The organism is Deinococcus taeanensis, assembly GCF_020229735.1.
GTDB lineage: Bacteria > Deinococcota > Deinococci > Deinococcales > Deinococcaceae > Deinococcus > Deinococcus taeanensis.
In genome coordinates this window covers 1,299,294-1,318,632 of sequence record NZ_CP083455.1, presented here as the reverse complement: position 1 = coordinate 1,318,632, position 19,339 = coordinate 1,299,294, and the positions used below count along the sequence as shown (strand labels likewise).

The 19,339-nt window shown below is 68.7% G+C and carries 23 protein-coding genes and 1 pseudogene; 14 read left to right on the top strand and 10 right to left on the bottom strand.

Features of this window, described 5'->3' with window-relative positions; translation table 11 throughout:
* Window positions 1-20: 20 nt before the first annotated feature.
* Window positions 21-668 (top strand): MOSC domain-containing protein, encoded by a 648-nt coding sequence (locus LAJ19_RS06435; protein ID WP_225477698.1) that lies wholly within the window; start codon window positions 21-23, stop codon window positions 666-668.
* Window positions 669-746: 78 nt separating this feature from the next.
* On the opposite strand, the gene nadA is transcribed toward LAJ19_RS06435, so the two are convergent.
* Genes nadA through nadB form a run of 3 tightly spaced genes read right to left on the bottom strand, consistent with a single transcriptional unit; the run spans window position 747 to window position 4,172 of the window.
* Window positions 747-1,748 (bottom strand): quinolinate synthase NadA, encoded by a 1,002-nt coding sequence (nadA, locus tag LAJ19_RS06430; RefSeq protein WP_225477696.1) that lies wholly within the window; start codon window positions 1,746-1,748, stop codon window positions 747-749.
* Window positions 1,745-2,593: a carboxylating nicotinate-nucleotide diphosphorylase gene (gene nadC / locus LAJ19_RS06425; RefSeq protein ID WP_225477694.1), complete on the bottom strand. Its 849-nt coding sequence runs from the start codon at window positions 2,591-2,593 to the stop codon at window positions 1,745-1,747. The genes nadA and nadC overlap by 4 nt, the downstream gene beginning before the upstream one ends.
* A gap of 40 nt (window positions 2,594-2,633) precedes the next feature.
* On the bottom strand, window positions 2,634-4,172 hold the full coding sequence (gene nadB, locus LAJ19_RS06420; RefSeq protein ID WP_225477691.1) for an L-aspartate oxidase: 1,539 nt from the start codon (window positions 4,170-4,172) through the stop codon (window positions 2,634-2,636).
* Window positions 4,173-4,252: 80 nt separating this feature from the next.
* Between nadB and LAJ19_RS06415 the strand changes: the two genes are divergently transcribed.
* The 4 genes from LAJ19_RS06415 to LAJ19_RS06400 all read left to right on the top strand — a co-directional run bounded on the left by LAJ19_RS06415 (window position 4,253) and on the right by LAJ19_RS06400 (window position 7,981).
* Entirely contained in the window at window positions 4,253-4,597 is a 345-nt protein-coding gene (locus LAJ19_RS06415) for a hypothetical protein (RefSeq protein WP_225477689.1), read from the top strand.
* Between the two features lie 26 nt (window positions 4,598-4,623).
* Window positions 4,624-5,403 (top strand): class I SAM-dependent methyltransferase, encoded by a 780-nt coding sequence (locus tag LAJ19_RS06410; RefSeq protein ID WP_225477687.1) that lies wholly within the window; start codon window positions 4,624-4,626, stop codon window positions 5,401-5,403.
* A gap of 96 nt (window positions 5,404-5,499) precedes the next feature.
* Window positions 5,500-5,937, top strand: coding sequence for a Panacea domain-containing protein (locus tag LAJ19_RS06405; RefSeq protein ID WP_225477686.1), 438 nt, complete (start codon window positions 5,500-5,502; stop codon window positions 5,935-5,937).
* A gap of 511 nt (window positions 5,938-6,448) precedes the next feature.
* The gene (locus LAJ19_RS06400) at window positions 6,449-7,981 is read left to right on the top strand and encodes a B12-binding domain-containing radical SAM protein (RefSeq protein ID WP_225477684.1); all 1,533 of its coding nucleotides are present in this window, start codon (window positions 6,449-6,451) and stop codon (window positions 7,979-7,981) included.
* A gap of 55 nt (window positions 7,982-8,036) precedes the next feature.
* Here LAJ19_RS06400 and LAJ19_RS06395 read toward each other — a convergent pair whose 3' ends face one another.
* Entirely contained in the window at window positions 8,037-8,756 is a 720-nt protein-coding gene (locus tag LAJ19_RS06395) for an MIP/aquaporin family protein (RefSeq protein WP_225477683.1), read from the bottom strand.
* A gap of 234 nt (window positions 8,757-8,990) precedes the next feature.
* On the opposite strand from LAJ19_RS06395, the gene LAJ19_RS06390 reads away from it, so the two are divergent.
* The 5 genes from LAJ19_RS06390 (at window position 8,991) to lysX (ending at window position 12,444) form a co-directional block, all read left to right on the top strand.
* On the top strand, window positions 8,991-10,274 hold the full coding sequence (locus tag LAJ19_RS06390; RefSeq protein WP_432804231.1) for a homoaconitate hydratase family protein: 1,284 nt from the start codon (window positions 8,991-8,993) through the stop codon (window positions 10,272-10,274).
* A gap of 158 nt (window positions 10,275-10,432) precedes the next feature.
* Window positions 10,433-10,927 carry a LeuD/DmdB family oxidoreductase small subunit gene (locus tag LAJ19_RS06385; RefSeq protein WP_225477680.1) on the top strand — a complete coding sequence of 165 codons (495 nt, stop codon included), beginning with the start codon at window positions 10,433-10,435 and terminating at the stop codon, window positions 10,925-10,927.
* A 9-nt stretch (window positions 10,928-10,936) separates the two neighbouring features.
* Window positions 10,937-11,275 (top strand): hypothetical protein, encoded by a 339-nt coding sequence (locus tag LAJ19_RS06380; RefSeq protein WP_225477678.1) that lies wholly within the window; start codon window positions 10,937-10,939, stop codon window positions 11,273-11,275.
* Window positions 11,276-11,331: 56 nt separating this feature from the next.
* Window positions 11,332-11,505 carry a lysine biosynthesis protein LysW gene (lysW, locus tag LAJ19_RS06375; RefSeq protein WP_225477676.1) on the top strand — a complete coding sequence of 58 codons (174 nt, stop codon included), beginning with the start codon at window positions 11,332-11,334 and terminating at the stop codon, window positions 11,503-11,505.
* Window positions 11,506-11,580: 75 nt separating this feature from the next.
* On the top strand, window positions 11,581-12,444 hold the full coding sequence (gene lysX, locus LAJ19_RS06370; RefSeq protein ID WP_225477674.1) for a lysine biosynthesis protein LysX: 864 nt from the start codon (window positions 11,581-11,583) through the stop codon (window positions 12,442-12,444).
* Window positions 12,445-12,497: 53 nt separating this feature from the next.
* Here the strand turns inward: lysX and LAJ19_RS06365 are convergent, their stop codons facing one another.
* Window positions 12,498-13,121: a CBS and ACT domain-containing protein gene (locus LAJ19_RS06365; protein WP_225477672.1), complete on the bottom strand. Its 624-nt coding sequence runs from the start codon at window positions 13,119-13,121 to the stop codon at window positions 12,498-12,500.
* A 122-nt stretch (window positions 13,122-13,243) separates the two neighbouring features.
* On the opposite strand from LAJ19_RS06365, the gene LAJ19_RS06360 reads away from it, so the two are divergent.
* Together LAJ19_RS06360 and LAJ19_RS06355 are read left to right on the top strand one after the other, a co-directional pair.
* On the top strand, window positions 13,244-13,732 hold the full coding sequence (locus LAJ19_RS06360) for an OmpH/Skp family outer membrane protein (protein ID WP_225477670.1): 489 nt from the start codon (window positions 13,244-13,246) through the stop codon (window positions 13,730-13,732).
* A gap of 71 nt (window positions 13,733-13,803) precedes the next feature.
* Window positions 13,804-14,274: an OmpH family outer membrane protein gene (locus tag LAJ19_RS06355; protein ID WP_225477668.1), complete on the top strand. Its 471-nt coding sequence runs from the start codon at window positions 13,804-13,806 to the stop codon at window positions 14,272-14,274.
* Between the two features lie 63 nt (window positions 14,275-14,337).
* Here the strand turns inward: LAJ19_RS06355 and LAJ19_RS06350 are convergent, their stop codons facing one another.
* Together LAJ19_RS06350 and LAJ19_RS06345 are read right to left on the bottom strand one after the other, a co-directional pair.
* Window positions 14,338-14,829, bottom strand: a complete 492-nt coding sequence (locus tag LAJ19_RS06350; protein ID WP_225477666.1) for a pyridoxamine 5'-phosphate oxidase family protein — start codon at window positions 14,827-14,829, stop codon at window positions 14,338-14,340.
* Window positions 14,830-14,867: 38 nt separating this feature from the next.
* Entirely contained in the window at window positions 14,868-15,569 is a 702-nt protein-coding gene (locus LAJ19_RS06345) for a hypothetical protein (protein ID WP_225477665.1), read from the bottom strand.
* 70 nt (window positions 15,570-15,639) lie between these two features.
* Here LAJ19_RS06345 and LAJ19_RS06340 point away from each other — a divergent pair, with 70 nt between their 5' ends.
* Complete coding sequence (locus tag LAJ19_RS06340; protein WP_225477663.1) at window positions 15,640-15,816, top strand: hypothetical protein; 177 nt, start codon at window positions 15,640-15,642, stop codon at window positions 15,814-15,816.
* A 15-nt stretch (window positions 15,817-15,831) separates the two neighbouring features.
* Here the strand turns inward: LAJ19_RS06340 and LAJ19_RS06335 are convergent, their stop codons facing one another.
* A complete protein-coding gene (locus tag LAJ19_RS06335) occupies window positions 15,832-17,475 on the bottom strand; it encodes a chloride channel protein (RefSeq protein ID WP_225477661.1) in 1,644 nt (547 codons plus the stop codon).
* 175 nt (window positions 17,476-17,650) lie between these two features.
* Here LAJ19_RS06335 and sodA point away from each other — a divergent pair, with 175 nt between their 5' ends.
* Entirely contained in the window at window positions 17,651-18,274 is a 624-nt protein-coding gene (gene sodA / locus LAJ19_RS06330; protein WP_225477659.1) for a superoxide dismutase, read from the top strand.
* 43 nt (window positions 18,275-18,317) lie between these two features.
* On the opposite strand, the gene LAJ19_RS22040 is transcribed toward sodA, so the two are convergent.
* Entirely contained in the window at window positions 18,318-18,587 is a 270-nt protein-coding gene (locus LAJ19_RS22040; protein WP_225477657.1) for an AMP-binding enzyme, read from the bottom strand.
* Window positions 18,588-18,717: 130 nt separating this feature from the next.
* Window positions 18,718-19,305 (bottom strand): annotated as a pseudogene (locus LAJ19_RS22035) (AMP-binding protein); the annotation flags it as partial.
* Between the last annotated feature and the right edge of the window lie 34 nt (window positions 19,306-19,339).

Sequence of the window (19,339 nt, the reverse complement as noted above, 5' to 3'; positions counted from 1 at the left end):
TCGGCTGCTACGCTGCCGGCATGCAGCTTCTCCTCACGGCCGTGTGTGTCGGTCAGCCTGCCGCCCTGTCTGTCGGGACACGCGAGACCGTGACCGGCATCGACAAGCGTGCCGTGCCTTTGCGCGTGCCGGTCACCCCGGCTGGCCTGGACGGCGATCACGTCCTGAACCGCCAGTACCACGGCGGCCCGGACCAGGCGGTGTACGCGTACACAGTTCCCGATTATGCCTGCTGGGCCGACTATTTTGGTGCGCTGCCGGTTCCGGGCACGTTTGGGGAGAACCTGGTGCTCAGCGGTCTGGACTCCGCCGCGCTGCGTGTCGGGGACCGTCTGACCGTGCATGGGCCGGACGGCAACGTGACGCTGGAGGTGACCGCGCCCCGCATTCCGTGCGCTACGCTCGCCGCGCGCCTGCAGGATGACACTTTTGTCAGGCGCTTTGCGCAGGGGCGGCGGCCGGGCGCGTACCTGCGGGTGCTGACCAGCGGCACGCTTGGGGCGGGCGACCCGGTCAGCGTGGCGTCCGCGCCCGCCGGGTCACCCACGCTGGGTGAGCTGTTCGACCTGGGCCTCGGGGCCAGGCCGGACCGCGCGACCCTGGAAGGGTACCTGCAGTTCCCGCTGGCTGAGCGCCTGCGCGGCACCGTGCGCGACCTGCTGGCATAGGGGCGGACCTCCCCCCGGCCCGGTGAATGGCGTGCAGGGACCCGGGTCTGATCCGTGGTCCCTGCACGCCTCCCGGCTCTACCCGATGGCGAGCATGCGCTCAATGGGTTTCAGGGCCTGCTCGCGAATCGCGTCCGGAACGGTGACGCGCGGCTGAAGGGTGAGCAGGCTGTCGCGGATGTTCTCCAGCGTAATCATCTTCATGTACTCGCAGCACGCGGCGCGGCTCACAGGAATGAAGGTCTTGCCGGGCACGTCGCGCTGCAGCCGCGTGACCATCCCGGTTTCGGTCACGACAATGAACTCCTGCGCGGCACTGGCCCGGGCGCGGTGAATCATGCCTTCCGTGGAGTACAGCTGCAAGTCCGGAATGGCATTCAGGATCCTGCTGGAGCAGCCGCACTCCGGGTGAATCAGCAGCTCGGCGTCCGGGTGCGCGGCCTGCTGGCCCTGCACGTCCTCCGGGCGGATCGCTTCGTGCACGTGACACGCCCCGTCCCAGACGTCCATCTGCCGGCCGGTCACCCGAATGACGTGCGCCGCCAGGAAGCGGTCCGGAGCGAACAGGACCGGCACGCCCGGCGGGAGGCTCTCAACGACCTGCACGGCGTTACCGCTGGTGACGCAGTAGTCGGATTCGGCTTTCACGTCTGCGGTGGTGTTCACGTACGTCACCACCAGGCCGCCGGGGTGCCGCGCCTTCCAGTCCCGGATGCCCTGCGCGGTGAGCGTGTCGGCCAGCGAGCAGCCTGCGCGCAGGTCGGGCAGCAGCACCGTCTTCCCTGGGTTGAGGATGGCAGCGGTCTCCGCCATGAAATGCACGCCCGCGAACACGATCACGTCCGCGTCGGTGGTGGCCGCCTGCCGCGACAGGCCGAGCGAATCGCCCACGAAGTCCGCGATCTGCTGCACTTCGGGCCGCTGGTAGTTGTGCGCCAGGATCACGGCATTTCTCTCCAGACGCAGGCGCGTGATGTCCGCACGAAGCTGCGTCTCGTCGGTCAGCACCTCCAGTTGCAGCAGGTCGCGGTGCGGCACCTGGGGGCGCGGCACGACAGGGGTCGGTTCACGGTTCGTCATGGTTGCTCCTCGGGCAGGGGCGTGAAGTTCAGGCTGATGTCCAGTGCGGGTGCGGAATGCGTCAGGGCGCCGACACTCACGTAATCGACGCCGCTGGCCGCCACCCGGGGCAGGCGGGCCAGGGTCATGTTGCCGCTGGCTTCCAGGGTGACGTGCGGCGCCAGCCGGTCGCGCAGCGCCACGGCCTGCGCCAGCAGGCTGTCGTTCATGTTGTCCAGGAGCACGCGGTCCGCACCGGCCCGCAGCGCGGTCTCCAGGCCCGCGAGATCCGGGACCTCGCACTCGATCTTCAGGAGGTACGCGGCCTCACGCGCGCGGGTGATCGCCTCGGCAATGCCCCCGGCGGCGGCCACGTGGTTGTCCTTGATCAGGATGCCGTCGTCCAGGCCGGCGCGGTGGTTCAGGCCTCCGCCGTGCCGCACCGCCTGTTTTTCCAGGTCGCGCCACAGGGGCGTGGTTTTGCGGGTGTCCAGCACCCGGGTCCGGCCGGTGCCCAGGGCGTCCACGTGGCGGCGGGTGTGCGTGGCCACCCCGCTGAGGCGCTGCAGAAGATTCAGGGCGAGCCGCTCGCCGGTCAGGAGACTGCGGGCCGGGCCGCGCAGCGTGCCGATGGGTCCGCCGGGCCGGGTCTCGCCGTCCCGGGCGGTCCAGGTGACCTGCACGGCAGGGTCAACCAGGGTGAACACGCGTTCGGCGACGCTCAGGCCGCTCAGGACCCCCGGTTCCTTCAGGAGCACCTCGGCGTGCGCCGCCTGATCCGGGGGAATCGTGGCGAGGGTGGTGGCGTCGCCGCGGCCGACGTCCTCGGCAAGAGCGGCGCGCAGGCGGTCATCCAGGCTCAGCATGACGTCCGCCCGGGCACGGTGCAGGGGATTGTGCGGGAAATCACGCGGTGAACCCTAGCACAGCCGGACTCACCGGCACGCTCTGAATGCGGCCCCCGACCCCCGGTACCAGGACCGAGTGGGCCGCGACTGCGCCCTCCCACGCGTGTTCCGTGCGGTGATGCCCGCCCCGGGACTCCTCGCGGGCCAGCGCCGAGCGCAGCAGCAGCTCTCCAATAACCGCAAGGTGCCCGGCCTCCAGCGCCGCCCGGCACCCGGTTGTGGCGGCCGGCCAAGCCCAGGCGGCCAGGGCAGCCCGCAGGCCCGCCGCGTTCCGTTGCAGGCCCGCCGCCTGAGCCACCACCGCCCGCAGTGCCGGGAGGGCCGCCGGATCTGTCACCGGGGCCGGCAGCCCGTCCGTGCAGGCCGGAGGGACCTTCAGGACAGACAGGGCGGCGCGGGCGGCGCGGGCGCCGAACACCAGGCCCTCCGACAGACTGTTGCTCGCCAGGCGGTTCGCGCCGTGCAGTCCGCTCGACGCGACCTCACCCGCCGCATACAGGCCCGGAACGGTGGTCCGGCCCTGCACGTCGGTCTGCACGCCCCCCATGGTGTAATGCACGGCCGGCTGGACCGGAATCAGATCGCGGCCCAGGTCCAGGCCCAGCCGCGCCAGCGACGCAGTCACGGTCGGGAAGCGCTGGCGGACGAACGTCGCGCCGAGGTGCCGCAAGTCCAGGTCCACGCGGCCCGTGGCGGCGATTTCCGCAGCGATGGCGCGCGCCACCACGTCCCGCGGCGCCAGTTCCAGCGCCGGGTCGTACCGCTGCATGAACCGCTCGCCCCGGGCATTGAGCAGCTGCCCCCCCTCGCCCCGCGCGGCCTCGGTGACGAGGTGGGCGGTGCCGTCGTGCACCACCGCCGTCGGGTGAAACTGCACGAACTCCAGGTCCCGCAGCGCCGCGCCCGCCTGCCAGGCCAGGCCCAGGCCGTCCCCGGTACCTTCAGGGGGCGCGGTGGTGACCGGGTACAGCTGCCCGAACCCTCCGGTGGCCAGCAGCACCGCGCCGGCCCGCACCTGCACCGGTCCGTTCCGGGTGAGGACGTCGGCGCCCACCACCGCACCCCCTGCCACGCGCAGGTTCCGCACGAACGCCCCCTCGAGCAGGGTCAGCGCGGGGCTGCGGGCGGCCTGGAGGGCGCCACTCAGCGCGGCGCTGATGGCGTGGCCGGTGGCGTCCCCGGTGTGCCGGATGCGGGCGCGGCTGTGGCCGCCTTCGAGCGTCACGTGCGGTGAGAATGCCACCCCCAGGTCACGCAGGGTCTCCACGTGGGACCGCGCGTCGCGCACAAAGGCGTGTACAGCGTCCGGTTCGCACAGGCCCCGGCCCGCCTTGAGGGTGTCCTGCGCGTGCGCGTCTTCATCCCCTGGCGCCAGGGGCGCGGCAATGCCGCCCTGCGCCCAGCGGGTCGAGCCACCCGTCAGAGGTGTCTTGCAGGCCAGGATCACGTCCGCGCCGTAACTGCGGGCCGTGAGGGCAGCGTACGCTCCGGCCACGCCGCCGCCCACCACGAGAAGCTCGGTCTCCACTCTGTTCACGCCCGCCAGGGTACGGCACGCCCCACGCCCGTCCACGCTGTGTTCAGGCGGGGCCAGGTGAATGCTCTAGACTGCCTGCCATGACGCGACTCCTGCTGGCCCTGGCGGGCGTGGTGCTGCTGGCCGTCACGGCCCTGGGCGCCGTGTGGCTGCTGGGGCAGCTGCTGACCGGGCTGGGCGTGTTTATTGTGGGGGCCGCCGGGGTGCTGGGGCGACTGCTGTGGTTCCTGATGCTCACGGGCCTGCTGTCCGGTGCGGTCTACTTTGTGGCCAGCGCGTGGCGACCCACCGCCCCCGTGCGTCCGCACACCCCCGTGACCCGCGCCCCTGTGCCCACGCCCCTGCACGAAGAGCCGGTCCGCCCGCCGGCGCCCGCGGCTACGCACCCGGCGCCCGATCCGGTCCCCGAACCTCTGGACGTCTGACCCGGCCGTGCCCCTATCCTCAGGGTATGAGCGATCTCCGCACGCCCCTGTCGAACCCGGACCGCTTCCTGGGCCGCGCCGGTGCCTACGCCGCTGCGCGGCCCGGGTACCCGCCTGAACTCGGCACTTGGCTGAGGAACGACGGTCTGCTGGGCGCCGGTGTCGCAGACATCGGTGCCGGCACGGGCCTGTTCACCCGCCTGCTGCTCCATGAAGGGGCCACGGTCACTGCTGTGGAACCGAACCCGGAGATGCGCACGCACCTCGCCGCCGCGTTTCCAGACGAGCAGGCCGCCGGGCGCCTCACGGTGCAGGCCGGCACCTCGGAAGCCACCGGGTTGCCTGGCGCGAGCGTGAACCTGATCACGGCGGCGCAGGCGGCACACTGGTTCGATCCGCCCCGCACGGTCCTGGAGTTCCGGCGCGTCCTGCGGCCCGGCGGACAGGTGCTGCTGGTGTGGAACGACTGGCGCGGCGCGGACACGCCCTTCAACCGGGTGTATGGGGAGGTGGTCCGGGCGTTCACGGAGCAGGACGCCCCGCCCCTCGCGACCCGCGTCCCGGAAGATCAACTGCCGGGCCTCCTGCCTGGAGGGTTCCAGACGCGGCTGTTCGAGCAGCGCAACGCGCTCTCGCGGGAGCGCCTTCACGCCCTGGCAGGCAGCGTAAGTTACCTGCCTGCGCCGGACGCGCCGGCCTTCCCGGCCCTGCAGGCGGAACTGGACCTCGCCTTCGACCACCACGCCGAGAGGGGAAAGGTCACGCTGACGTACGTCACCCACGCCTTTCTGGGCCGATTGGACTGACCGGCTCCGGCTGGCATGTGTTCCGCAGTAAGCACAAGGAAGGGGACGGCAGCAACCGCAGACTTCACCGAGCGGCGCGCCGGGTACCCGGCCGAAGTGATCGCCAACGAATTCATCCGCCTGGCCGGCAAGGAACGCCGCAGCCTGACGCAGATGCAGCTGCATAACCTCGTGTACATCGCCCACAGCCGGGCGTTGCTGGGCCGCCCCCTCACCTTCACCGCCGTGCATGCCTGGCGCAACGGTCCGGTCGTGCGCCGCCTGTGGCAGCTCTGGGGAGAACGGGAGCGCGAAAACCCATCCGCGAGCCCCTGCCCGCACCCGCTGACGACCCCGGCCTCCAGCACGGCCCCGAAGCGCTTGAGGTCATCGGCAGCGTGTGGCGCCTGTACGGCCGCATGGATGGGCTGGATCACTTTACGTCTCACGCACCGCATCGGCAGCCGCTGGTGGCAGACGTACGGCGCCCCCACCCACCTGGTTCCCGATGAGCTCACGCGCGAGGAGCACGCCACACTTGCGCGCGGCGCCTGAACGCCGTGCCGCTGTAGCGGGAGCCGCCGGCGACCGAATGGTCCATTGAACGTGCTGTGCGGCATGACCTGGAAGCAGAGCAGCGGGAACAGACGGAACCCGGTCGCCGCTCCCGTGAACTTCGGTACTGCGAAGGTGTGGATCAACGGTGGTTGCGGCTGGGCGTGGGCGCCATGGGGTTCCTCGTACCGCCCCCGTGCGGGGTCTGTTCCTGGTGTCCCTGCGCTGGTTGTACCCGCCGGGACCGGGTGCTGGTATGTCCGGTTGGGACGAGTCTCCGGATCTTCGAAGCCAGCACCCTGCCTATAATCTAAGAGGTAAAAGTTTCACGCGTAAGATTTATAGTGAAAGCTTTCACTAATGTACTCTTCTTCCGTGAGGCGTACTTCAGTTCAAGGAACGAAATCCGGTAGAATTGCAGATTGTGACGCGCGCCGCCCCCTGAGCCCCAGCCGCAGGCTGATGAACCGCTCAGGCTCCCTCCGGCGCGGGCCGCTTCCCCGGAGGACCCTTGAGTTACTGGCGCACTACCATGAAACCCCTGCTGGACGCTGAGACCGGCACCATCACCAAACAGGCCCCGATCCGCGTCACCCTCGCCTTCCCGAACCGGTACTCCGTGGGTATGGCGTCCCTGGGCTACCAGGTGATCTACCGCATGTTCAACCAGGAAGAGGGCGTCGCCTGCGAACGCGCCTTCCTGCCCGATGATGTCGAGGCGTTCGAACGCACCAGTCAGGCTCTGCCGACCGTGGAGAGCGGCCGGGACGCAGGCGACTGTGAACTGTTCGCTCTGAGCGTCTCATTCGAGCTCGATCTCACGAACATCATCCGCACGCTTGACGTTGCCGGCATGCGGCCCCTGCGCGAAGAACGCGACGAGACTGACCCGCTCGTCATGATCGGCGGCCCCTTCACCAGCAGCAACCCCTACCCGCTGACGCCCTTTGCGGACATCATCGTGATCGGGGACGGCGAGCAGATCGTTCCGGTTGTCAGCGAGGCGCTGCGCGAGGCGACGTCCCGCGAGGACTTCTACGACCTGATCGACGGCATGCCCGGCATCTTCCTGCCGGCCCGGCACACGCACGAACCGAAGTGGGCCACTGCCCCGAAGGAACTTCTGCCGGCGTACAGCCAGATCGTCACGCCGCACAGCGAACTGAGCAACATGTTCCTCGTCGAAGCGCAGCGCGGCTGCCCGCGGCCCTGCACGTTCTGCCTTGCGCGGACCATGTACGGCCCGAACCGCAACAACCAGGCGCAGGAACTGCTGGACGTGATTCCGGACTGGGTGGAGAAGGTCGGGCTGGTGGGCGCGGCGCTGAGTGACTTCCCGCACACGAAGTTCGTGGGCCGCACCCTCACGGACCGGGGCGTCAAGCTGGGGGTCAGCTCGATCCGTGCAGACACTGTGGACGCCGAACTGGCTGAGATTCTCAAGGCGGGCGGGCTGCGGACCTTCACGGTCGCCAGCGACGCGCCCAGCGAGCGCCTGCGCCGCTGGCTGAAAAAGGGCATCACCACCGAGGATCTGATCAAGACCGCGCACATCAGCCGCGACCTGGGGTTCAAGGGCGTGAAGGTGTACATGATGATCGGCCTGGGTCCGGAAACGGATGACGACATCACTGAACTGATCTCGTTCACGAAGGACCTGGCGAAGATCAACCGGATCGCGCTGGGGATCAGCCCGTTCGTGCCGAAACGGCACACGCCTCACTTCGCGGATCCCTTTGCGGGCGTGCAGACCATCGAGAAACGCATGAAGCGGATTCAGAAGGAGCTGCGCACCACCGCCGAGCTGCGGAACGTGTCTGCCAAATGGGCGTGGGTGGAGAGCGTGATTGCCCGCGGCGGGCCGGAGGTCGGCCTGGCCGCGTACCGCATCTACCGCAACGAGAGTATCGGCGCGTGGAAGAAAGCACTCGAGGACGTGGGCTGGAGTGACGAATTCGAGGCGAACACGCCCAGCATCGGCCTGCCGCCCGGTCAGTACGAAAGCCGCGACGTGAGCGCGCACGCACAGGGCCTCGCGATCTGAGGTGACGGGCAGGCCGCGTCCCGCGCCGTCGCGCCGGGCGCGGTCTTCGTGCTGCTCAGGCGCTGCTGGCCTTGCCCTGGGCCGCCTCGCACTCCTGTGTATTCGCGCGGCCGCGCAGCAGGGTGACGAGCCCGACGGCGAGAAGTGCGCCGCCCAACGGGGCGAGCAGGTGCGGCCAGCTGCCGCTGAGGTGCCCTGCGAGCAGGGCCGGCCCGAAGCTTCTGGCAGGATTCATGCTTACGGCCGCCACCGGGTGGGAGACGAAGTGATCCAGGGCCACGGTGGACCCCACGATCATGCCCATCACGGGCTTGAGCGTGTCGTTGCGGTGCGCAGTGGAGAGCACCACGGTGACCAGCAGGCACGTACACGCGATCTCCAGCAGGGCGGCGCCGCCGGCCGGAAGGCGTTCCGTGGGGGTGGGCAGGGGCATGAACGTGGTCAGCAGGGCTGCGGCGAGCACGGCGCCGCCCACCTGGGCGGCCAGGTAGGGCAGGGCGCGTGCCCAGAGGAACGCGCGGCGCAGGGCGAACGCGAGGGTCACGGCCGGGTTGAAGTGCGCGCCGGAGACGTCGCCCAGCGTGAAGATCAGGGTGAGGATCACCAGGCCGGGTGGGAGGGCGTGCGCGGCGGGTTCCGGCAGCAGGCCGGTCTCGGCGAGGCGCGCGGCGCCTGTGCGGGCCGCAGTCAGGACGAAGGTGCCTAACGCTTCGGCCGCCAGGGCGCGGCCCAGGGGAGGCGGCGTGTGGTGCGGGCGGGAGGCCGGTCCGCTCATGGGTGTGCATCATGACACCCGGTCCAGCGGGACTGTCAGGGGAACGTCATGGGGCGGACCTTCACCCTTTTCTCTGGGGAAGGGCACAGTGGGATGAAATGATGTGGGTGGGACCAGTAGGGAACGCAGATGGCGTCTGGGATCCGGCGCCACGCATCCGAGATGCTTGCATTTGATAAGTATTCTGCACGAAATCCATTCAATCTCACACCGCGGGGCGTGAGATGCGGCATCATGAAGGGTATGACAGCAGCTTCTCCCCGCCCCCAGACCATGGCGGAAAAAATACTGACCCACCGCGGAACCCAGACGGTATACGCAGGCGACCTCGCCGTGGTCGAGGTCGACCAGGTCATGGTGGTCGACTCCATCGCCCAGAGCTTCATCGAACGCATGCAGCGGGACCTGAACGCCACCCCCAAATACCCCGAGCGCGTCAGTATTGTCATTGACCACGTGGCGCCCGCCAGCACCGTCAGTGTCGCCCAGGCCCAGAAGGAAGCCCGCGAGTACGCGGCCCGGACCGGCGTGCGGCTGTTCGACGTGGGCCGCGGCATCTGCCATCAGGTGCTGATGGAAGAAGGCCTCGCCCGCCCCGGCTGGATCGTGCTGGGCAGCGACAGTCACTCCACCACCTACGGCGCGGTGGCCGCGTTCGGCAGCGGCATGGGCGCCACCGATATCGCGCTGGCCGCCGCAAGTGGCAAGACGTGGCTGAAGGTGCCCGACAGTGTCAAGGTCACCTTCACCGGCGAGCTGAGGAGCGGCGTGAGTGCCAAGGACGTCGCACTGGAAATGATCCGGCGGCTCGGCGCGGACGGCGCCACCTACCAGAGCATCGAGATGCACGCCGGAGACCGATTCACGCGGGGGGAACGCATGACCCTGGCGAATCTCTGCGTGGAAGCCGGCGCGAAGGCCGGACTGGTCGTGCCGGGCGGTGAGATTCTCACCGCCTACGGTTACGACGTGCCCGCCTGGGTGTACCCGGACGAGGGCGCCACCTACGTCCAGGCCATCGAGATCGATCTGACGGCCCTGAACCCCCGCATGAGTGCGCCCAGCGAGGTAGACAACGTTCATGACGTCGCGGACCTGCGCGAACAGCTGCGTGACACGCCCGTGGATCAGGTGTTCATCGGCACCTGCACGAACGGCCGCATTGAGGACCTGCACGAGGCCGCGAACGTGCTGCGCGGGCACCGCGTGGCCCCCGGTACGCGCCTGCTGGTGATTCCGGCCAGCAGCGAAGTGATGGAACAGGCCATGGCAGACGGCACGCTGCTCATCCTGCAGCGTGCCGGGGCGGTGCTGGGCACGCCCGGGTGCGGGCCGTGCATGGGGCGCCATCAGGGCGTGCTGGCCCCCGGGGAGGTGTGCGTGAGCACCAGCAACCGGAACTTCATCGGCCGTATGGGCGACAAGGACGCCCGGATCTACTTGGCGTCCCCCGCTGTGGCTGCGGCGACTGCCGTGATGGGCCGCGTGTCCCTCCCCGCAGACGTGGCGGCCCTCTGAACCGAACGGGCTGCGGTCGCGGGTACCGGTGAAGCCCCGTGGCGCAGTTTTGGTCAGCGGAAACCGGCGGGGTGGGTTGTTGTCCCTGGGCCGGGAGCGACCAGGCCGGTGACTGGCCAGCACTGAACATCGTTCAACTTTCTTCAAGGAGGCACGTGATGCCCAGAATCTGGAAATTTGGTGACAGCGTCAACACGGACGACATCCTGCCAGGCAAGTTTGCGCCGTTTATGGCGGGAGAGGACGTCTTTCAGACCTTCGCGTTTCATTACATCCGCCCGGAGTTTGCCGCGGCCGTGGCGCCGGGGGACGTGCTGATCGGAGGGCGCAACTGGGGGCTGGGCAGCAGCCGCGAGTACGCGCCGCAGGCCCTGAAGAAACTGAGGATCGGCGCGATTGTGGCGCCCTCCTTCGCGCGCATTCACTACCGGAACCTCCTGAATCTGGGCATTCCTGCCTTTGAGTACGACCTGACCGGGCTCCTTCAGGACGGGGATGAAGTGTCACTGGACGTGAACACGGGCGTGCTGACGTACGGGGGCGGTACGGTGCAACTGCCGCCCCCACCGGAGTTCCTGCGGGAAGCGCTGGCAGAGGGAAGCATTCTGGCGTTCTTCAAGAAGTACGGGCGGTTCCCGGGAGAGAGTGCCTAAACTGAGCGCATGGCGACCCTGGAGATTGACTGCCCGGTATGTGCGGAAGTGCTTGAACTGACCGATGAGGACCGCGCGGAGTTGCTGGTCGGCGACGTGATTGTGTGCGCGTCGTGCCACAGCGAGATGGAAGTGACGCGCAATGAGGGAGGCGAGGAGTTCGAGCTGGAACTGCTGGGCGCCATGACGACCTGTCCGAACTGTGACGAGGAGTTTGAGGTGACGGCGGAGATGCTGGCGGCGTCGCCGGTGGTCCGCAGCGCGGATGGGGTGGAGGTGACCCTGATGACCTGTCCGCATTGCCAGGTGAAGTTTGAACTTGAGCTCGCTGACGACGAATCTGCCTAGACAATATCGTTCGTAAATCAATCAATCCGATAACCTAACAAACGCAAGGAGTGACTATGCCTACCGTTCAATTTGAAAACCCTGATACCGGAGCGACCATCGAGCTGACCAACCCCGAACTCGGCGAACTCGTCATTGACGACGAAACCGGCGTGGAATACGAGGTCGTGTCCATCGACCCCCCCCGCCTCGAGGCAGCCCCGCAGGAAGCGGAGGACTGGGGCGAGTAAAGCGGCCACGCGGCGGTCAGGCTGGGGTGTCCCCCAAGCCTGACCGTCCGCCGCTTCACCCCCAGGTACACCAGCATGGCTGACCTCGCCGTTCTGTACGACCGCATCCGCCCCGACGAGAAAATGCTCTTCGAGGCGCTCGACGCTCTCGGGGTGGCCTACGACAAGGTGTACACCCCGCAGCTCAACCTCACCTTCGACGAGCGCGGCCAGACCCAGGTGCCCTGGAAGGTCGCCATTGAACGCTGCGTCAGCCAGAGCCGCGGTCACGCCGTGACCCGCGCCCTCGAAGGCTTCGGCGTGAAGGTCATCAACCCCGCGCAGGTCATCGAACTGTGCGGCGACAAGCTCGCCACGAACGCGGCCCTGCACGCGGCGGGTCTTCCGACACCCCGCACCGGCGTTGCCTTCGACGGCGAGACAGCCCTCACCCTGATCGAGGCGATGGGCTACCCCGTGGTCCTGAAACCCACCGTGGGCTCCTGGGGACGCATGGTCAGCCGCCTGAACGACCGCGCCGCCGCAGAGGCCGTCATCGAGCACAAGGAGGTCCTGGGCGGTCCGCAGCACGGCATCTTCTACGTTCAGGAACTCATCAACAAGCCCCAGCGGGACATCCGCGCTTTCGTGATCGGCGGACAGTGCATCGGCGCGATCTACCGCACCAGTGAGCACTGGATCACCAACACTGCCCGCGGCGCCAAGGCCAGCAACTGCCCCGTCACGCCCGAGATCGCGGACCTCGCCACCCGCGCCGCCGCTGCGGTCCACGGTCAGATTGTCGCCATCGACCTTGTCGAGGACCCCGGCCGTCAGAACGACTGGGGGGGGCTGCTGGTCATCGAGATCAACCACACCATGGAGTTCAAGAACTCCGTCAGCACCACCGGCGTGAACATCCCGCGCCTGATGGGCGAGTACGCCCTCAGCCTGCTGTAACCGCAGGAAGGAAGGGAGGGCTCCGGCGAACAGCGGGAGCCCTCCCTTCCAGGTCAATCGAGGACGTCGATGCCGGCCGCCTGAACGCGCCGCCGCACGTCCCGCACGCCGTCCCCATTGACGCGCATCACGAAGCGGCGCCGACCGTTCTCCCCGCCGAAGGTGGCCACGGAAATGATGTTACTGGGCAGAATTGCACCCGTGGCGCGCTCCAGGCTGCCGGGAACGTCCGGCATGTCCAGGGTCAGGCGCATGCCGCCTTCGCGCATGCCCAGAATGCCCGTGAAGGCCCGCAGGACATCCATGGTCGTGATGATCCCGGTCAGGATCCCCGCGTCGTTCAGAACCGGAAGGCCCCCCACGTGATGCTCCTGCATCCGCAGCGCCGCGTCCTCCATGTACTCACCCTCGGCCGCCGTGATGACCGGGCGCGCCATCATTTCCTCCACCGTCAGCTTGCTCAGCAGGTAGTTCAGTTCCCACACACTCAGGGTCGTGGCCTTGCTGGGCATGGCGTCCTTGAGATCCTTGCGGGTCGTGATACCCACCAGGCGGCCGTCCTCCACCACCGGCAGGCGGCGGAACCCGCCTTCCTTGAGAATCCTCAGGGCGTCCATGACTGGCGTGTCAGGGGTGACGGTCACAGGCGAACGGGTCATCCAGTCGCGTACATGCATGGCACTCAGTCTAGGCGATCGGTTCAGACTGCCGTGCTCCCTGACGCGACGCTGATTCTGGATGTGTGACGCATGGACCACGCTTCATTCGGCTCAGAAACGAGCATGCTAGCTTGCCCCTCATGAAGATCAGCTCCAAAGTCATCGCACCTCTGGCCCTCGCAACCGCGTTCGGCCTCGGAATGGTAGCCCCGCACGCCCAGACCACCCCGCAGAAGGTGGGTTTCGTGGACGTCTCCAAACTCCTCGCCGCGCATCCCAACGACAAGGACATCAAGGCCATTCAGGCCAAGGCCGACGCCGAACTTGCCGCGCTTGACAAACAGGTCAAGGCCATTGACGCCAAGGGCGCCAGCGCCTCCGCCGCCGAGAAGCAGAACCGTGACGCCCTCGTGAAAACCATCCAGGCCAAAGCCGCGGAATACGACAAGCAGCTCGACCCGAAAATCACGGCGGTCGAAAGTGCCGTGGACACGGCTGTCGGCAGCGTCGCCAAGGCCAACGGCTTCAGCATCGTGATGGACAAGGGCGTCGCGGCGAAAAGTGGCCTCGTGATCTACGCGGACACCAGCGCCGAAATCACGGACGCCGTCGTCAAAGCCATCAAGTAACCCCTCCTGACGGCTGGCCTGGCGCCCCCACCACAGGGACAGGGCCAGCCGCATTCACGCCTGGAGGCCCCATGAACAAAGCACTTCTTCTTCTTCCCCTGGCCCTGCTGGCCACGGTTCCGCACGCCCAGCAGACCCGCAGCCGCGTCGGCATCGTGAACGTGCAGAGCGTCGTGAAGGGCATGGCCGGCAGCAAAACGTACCTCGACCTGAACACCAAGGCCACAGCTGACCTGAAAGCCAGGGCGGCCGCCATTCAGACCCTGGCGGCCAAAGCGGCCCGCGGCACCGCCGCCGACAAGAGCGCGCTCACCAAGGCGCAGCAGGCCTACGCCGCCAGCCGCACCGAGTACACCAGGCAGATCGAAGCGGCGTTCAAACCCCTGGCCAGCAAAGTCAATGCGTCCGTGGCCAAGGTGGCTAAAGCCAACGGGTACACGATCGTGCTCGACGAGAACGTGGCGGCGCAGACCAGCCTGGTCGTGTATGCCAACAAGACGGCCGTGGACCTCACGCAGGCCGTCCTGAAAGACCTGAAGTAAATCCAGGAACGCGAGGCGCCCCAGTTCGGGGCGCCTCGCTGTCTCTGTAATCTGCCCGGCCCGTCAGAGTTTCACAGTCTCGTTTTCTCCCTGGTGGGCATGCTGCCCGGTGACCAGACCGCGCGCCAGCTGAATCAGGTTGCGGACCTTGCCGTCGCTCTCCCAGTACTCGGCCCCGTGCGCCTCAATCCGGATCAGCTGCACGTTCGGGTCATCCTTGCCTTCCGGGAAATACGCCTTATAGAAGTCACTCCACAGTTCATCCAGTTTTGCGCGGTCCTCCACGAGCTGCGCCGTGCCGTTCACACTGACGTACAGGCCCTTGTCCGGCTGACTGTAACTGACATTCACCTGTGGCCGGGCCCGCATGGCGGCCACCTGCCCCGTGTCCCGGCCCCCGATGAACCACAGGTCACCGTCAAACTCGAACTGCTGGGTGGTCATCGGGTGGGCGTGCAGGTGCCCGTCGTCGGTGATAACGGTCAGCATCGCGAATTTCACACCCTTGATGATCTGCCCGATCTTACGAACGCTGTCCTCGTGGCTCTGAGTCATGTCGACACCGTGCCATGCACCGGCCCCGGCCGATTGGGTCACCCCGTACCGTCTGAAGAGCCGGATAAGGTCCCGTGAGACCCCGCCTGGCTGCGCTGCACACGGACCCGCACCCGCGCCGAGACGCCCGCCCACAGCAACGAGGTGGTGGGCACCAGCAGCGCCCCCAGCGGCAGGTAAGCTCCCCACCGGGTGTCGAACGGCACGGCATCCGGCAGGCCCGCCGCGCGCTGAAGGGCGTTCTGGTAGGTCGCGCAGTCAAACGCGTTCCCCTGCCCATTCAGCAGATAGGGAGCCCCCTGCAGGCGGGCCGCCTCGGCCCGGAGGGCCGGCAGATGCACTCCGCGGACCCCCACGTCCAGCACAAGGACAAGGTCCCGCACGAGCAGGCTCGTCAGGGGCCGCTGGGTCGCTCCGACCCCCAGGGCGCCGGTTTCCTCGGTCAGGTGCGCCTCGTCGATTTTGCGGGTCACATGCGTGCACTGCCCCCACGGTGAGCCCCGCGTCCAGCAGGCAACGATGACACTCCCGACCGGCGCTCGCCGGATTGCTTCTTCCAACGGCAGCACGCGCTCCGCGGGCAGCAGCGAGCGGTCCAGCAGGTCCGCCGGAGTCCACGGCGACCCGGGCGCCGTGACGCTCAGCGCCGACAGCTCCGGTCCACGCGGGGCCGGCAGGCAGCTGCTCAGCACACCGCACAGCAGCAGCGCAGGCAGGACGGGGAACGCACGGCGGAGCATGTCTCACAGTCTGCCCTTACAGTGGGGAGGAGATGGTCATCCCGTCACCTTCCCGTTCCGGAGTCCGCGAATGCTGATCGGCCTGCTGGTGCTGATCCTGATGTGCGTAAATGTGGGCGGACTGATCAGCGTGGCGCTGCAGTTCGGCCGCGGTGAATGGCCCGGCGCCCTGTCGAGCCTCGTCACGCTCGTGCTGCTGGACGCACTGGGTTTCCGGCTGCTGCGCGGGCTGCGCGAACAGCGCTGACCCTCTGGGTTCCGGTCAGGCGCCCGGCAGGCGCAACACCCCTTCCAGAGCGGTGTACGCGTCCGGCCGGGCCAAGAAGACGAGTTCGTCACTCGCGGTCAGCCGGTACTCGGGCCGCGGCAGCCGGACCGCACCGTCCCGGACCACGCCGACGATATCCACGCCCGGCGGCAGGGTCACCACACCCAGGCGCGCGCCGCGCCAGCTGGGCGGCACGACGCGGCGGTACAGTTCACGCTCGTTCGTCGGGCTGGGCAGCACGTCCGCATCCAGGGGCGGCTCGCCCGGCGCATCGAACGGCACAGCCGGAGAATCCGCCACGCGCCGCGGAATGAACCGCACGGTATCCGGCAGCCACCCCGGGCTGCTGGCATGCACACCGCTGTCCCGCCGCCCCTGCACCTGCGCCGGCACGACGCCGCGTGTGCCGCTCAGCAGGTGCGCCAGTCCGCTTGCGGCCAACGTGACGGGCAGCAGGGCCTCACCGCCCCACGTGACGGTGAGGAGGGTGGCGGCCAGAGGCACGTTCAGCGTCACCGTCAGGAACGCGGCGGCGCCCACCATCGTCGCCACGGCGGTATCCACGCCCATCAGACTGCCCAGCCCCGCGCCCAGCAGGCCACCAACGCCTACAGACGGCAGCACCCCCCCTCCGAAGGCCACGTGCATGCCCAGCGCCAGAAGCACCCAGCGCCACGCCGCCTGGCCGGCCCCCTCGGCGCCGACGAAGCCGGCCGCACTCAGCTGCACCCAGCCGCTCCCGTCGCCCAGCACGGCGGGGGTGACCAGCGTGGCGACCGCCGCTGTTGCCAGACCGAACGCCGCGCCGTACGCCGCGCGCACCCAGCCGGTCAGGGCCCCGTCGGCCAGGACGGACCGTCCCAGCAGCACCAGGCTGCCCAGCAGCGTCGCCGTGAGCGCCACGCCCAGGAACGCCGGCAGCTGCGCGCCTGCCGGCACCTGCACGTCCGGGAAGGTGAGCAGGGGCGTGAACCCGAAGGCCAGGCCGTACACGGCGGTCCCGGCCACCGCTGCCAGCAGACACGGCATCACAATTTCGAACTCGAACTCGAAGCGGCGGTACAGCACCTCGGCGATGAGCACGGCGGCCGCCAGGGGCGCGTGCAGCACCGCGCCCAGGCCCGCCGCGGCGCCGGCCAGGGTGAGGGTCCTCAGTTCCACGGCGTCCAGCCTCGTCACGCGCTGCATCAGGCGGGCGCCGAGCTGACCGGTCATCGTGAACGCCGAGTCCCGCCCGATCATCAGTCCGGCGGCGTTGCCCAGAAGCGTGGCCCCCAGCGTGCGCAGCTGCGCCGGCACTGGCGTCCACTGCCCGCGGGCGTGGTAGCCGCGCACCAGCTGCGTCAGCGGATCGCCGTGCGCTGCGGGAATCAGGACCGCGCACGCCGCGCCGATCACCGGCAGACTGATCAGGCTCCAGTGGGCCAGCGCACCGAACGCCATCATCAGCCCCCCCTCGCCAGTCGTGCCGGGCGGCGCGTAATCCGTGAGGCGCGCGCCGAACGTGATCAGCACGTCCAGCGTGAGGCGCAGCACAATGCACAGGCCCCCCACAAGTGCGCCCAGCAGCACGCTCAGTACCACCAGCCGTCCGGTTTCCAGTCGGTTGAGCACGGCGCGGGGCAACGGGGAACGCATTGCCGCCCATGCTAGTCCATTTTGTGTGGACCTGACCCGGCCGCCGACATGAAGATGAATTAAAGTCCGGGCCGGTCTGCACAGCGCGCGCCCGGACGCGTAAGATACTCAGCGGTTAAGCGGGGAATGCCGCGCGGCGCCGTGCCGCGCACCCCGCCCTGAAAGGAGCTTCACCATGGCCTACGAACTGCCCACGCTGCCCTACGCCTACGACGCCCTCGAACCCCACATTGACGCGCGCACCATGGAGATCCACCACACCAAGCACCACCAGACCTACGTGGACAACGCCAACAAGGCGCTCGAAGGCACCGAGTTCGCCAGCATGAGCGTTGAAGAGCTGATCGGCAACCTCGACCGCGTGCCGGCCGACAAGAAGAACGTGCTGCGCAACAATGCCGGCGGTCACGCCAACCACAGCCTGTTCTGGCAGGTCATGGGCCCCCAGGGCGCCGGTCAGCCCAGCGGTGACCTCGCCGCCGCGATCACCGCCGCCTTTGGGTCCTTCGAAGCGTTCAAGGAGAAGTTCGAGGACGCCGCCAAGACCCGCTTCGGCAGCGGCTGGGCCTGGCTCGTCGTGAAGGGCGGACAGCTGGCCGTGGTCAGCACCGCCAACCAGGACAACCCCCTGATGGGCGACGCCGTGGCCGGCGTCAGTGGCACGCCCCTCCTGGGCGTGGACGTGTGGGAGCACGCGTACTACCTGAACTACCAGAACAAGCGTCCCGACTACCTCAAGGCGTTCTGGAACGTCGTGAATTGGGACGAGGTTGCACGCCGCTACGCCGCCGCGCAGTAACCCGCTGGGACCACCCCGCACGCCCTCACCCGGGGCGTGTTTCTCATTGGCTCAGGGCCGGTTCCGCCTCAAGCAAGTCACGCAGAGCCGCCCGCGCCAGCTTTCCGGCCACCGTTCGCGGCAGCTCCGGGCAGACCACCCACTGCGCCGGGCGAAGCCGGCGGGGCAGCCGCGCGTCCAGCGCCCCTCGCAACTCCTGCTCCGGGCGGTCCGACTCCACAAACGCCACCGGTGCCTGCCCGTACTCCAGGGACGCAACCGGCAGAACCACGCAGGCCCGCACGCCCGGCAGCGCCGCGATGACGCTCTCCATCTGCGCGGGCCATACCTTCTCCCCGCCGATCACCATGCGGGCGTCCGCGCGGCCAAGCAGACGCAGGTGCCCCCCCGGCGTCCAGCTGACCCAGATCGCCGGACGGCCGCCACCCCCGGGAACCCCGCACGAGCACCTGCCCGTCGGCAGCCACCCGGACACGCACCCCGGGCAGAGGCCGCCTCACAACGTCCGGTGAGGCCCGCAGATCCTGCGGACCCGCCAGCGTGATGAGGCCCGGTTCCGTGGTGCCATACAGATTGAACAGCACGCTCCCCAGCCGCTGCGCCGCACGGCAGGCCAGATCAGGGTCCAGCGGCGCAGAACCGCACACCACGCTCCGCAGCACCGGCGCCTTGCCTGAAAGAGCCAGCAGGCGGTGCAGGATCGTCGGCACGAGGACAGGCACCTCAATCTGTTCCTGCGCCAGCACCTGCCACAGCGTGTCCGGCCGGGCGTCAGGCCGCAGGTACAGCGGGCTGCCCAGCCCCAGACTCAGGGCCAGGGTGGCCAGCCCATGGCCGTGCCACAGGGGCAGGGGCAGCAGCACCGGCACGCCGGCCCGGACACCCAGTGCCCTCACCAGGGTGCGTGACACCCGGAGGGCGCTCAGCACGCCCACGTCCGGCCGCACGGGTTTCGGCGCGCCCGTGCTGCCCGAGCTCAGAAGCCGGACCCGGCCGGCGCGCGGCCCGAACCGGACGGCCGGCGCGGGCATTTCGCCTTCCTCCGCACGCAGGATGAGGCGCAGC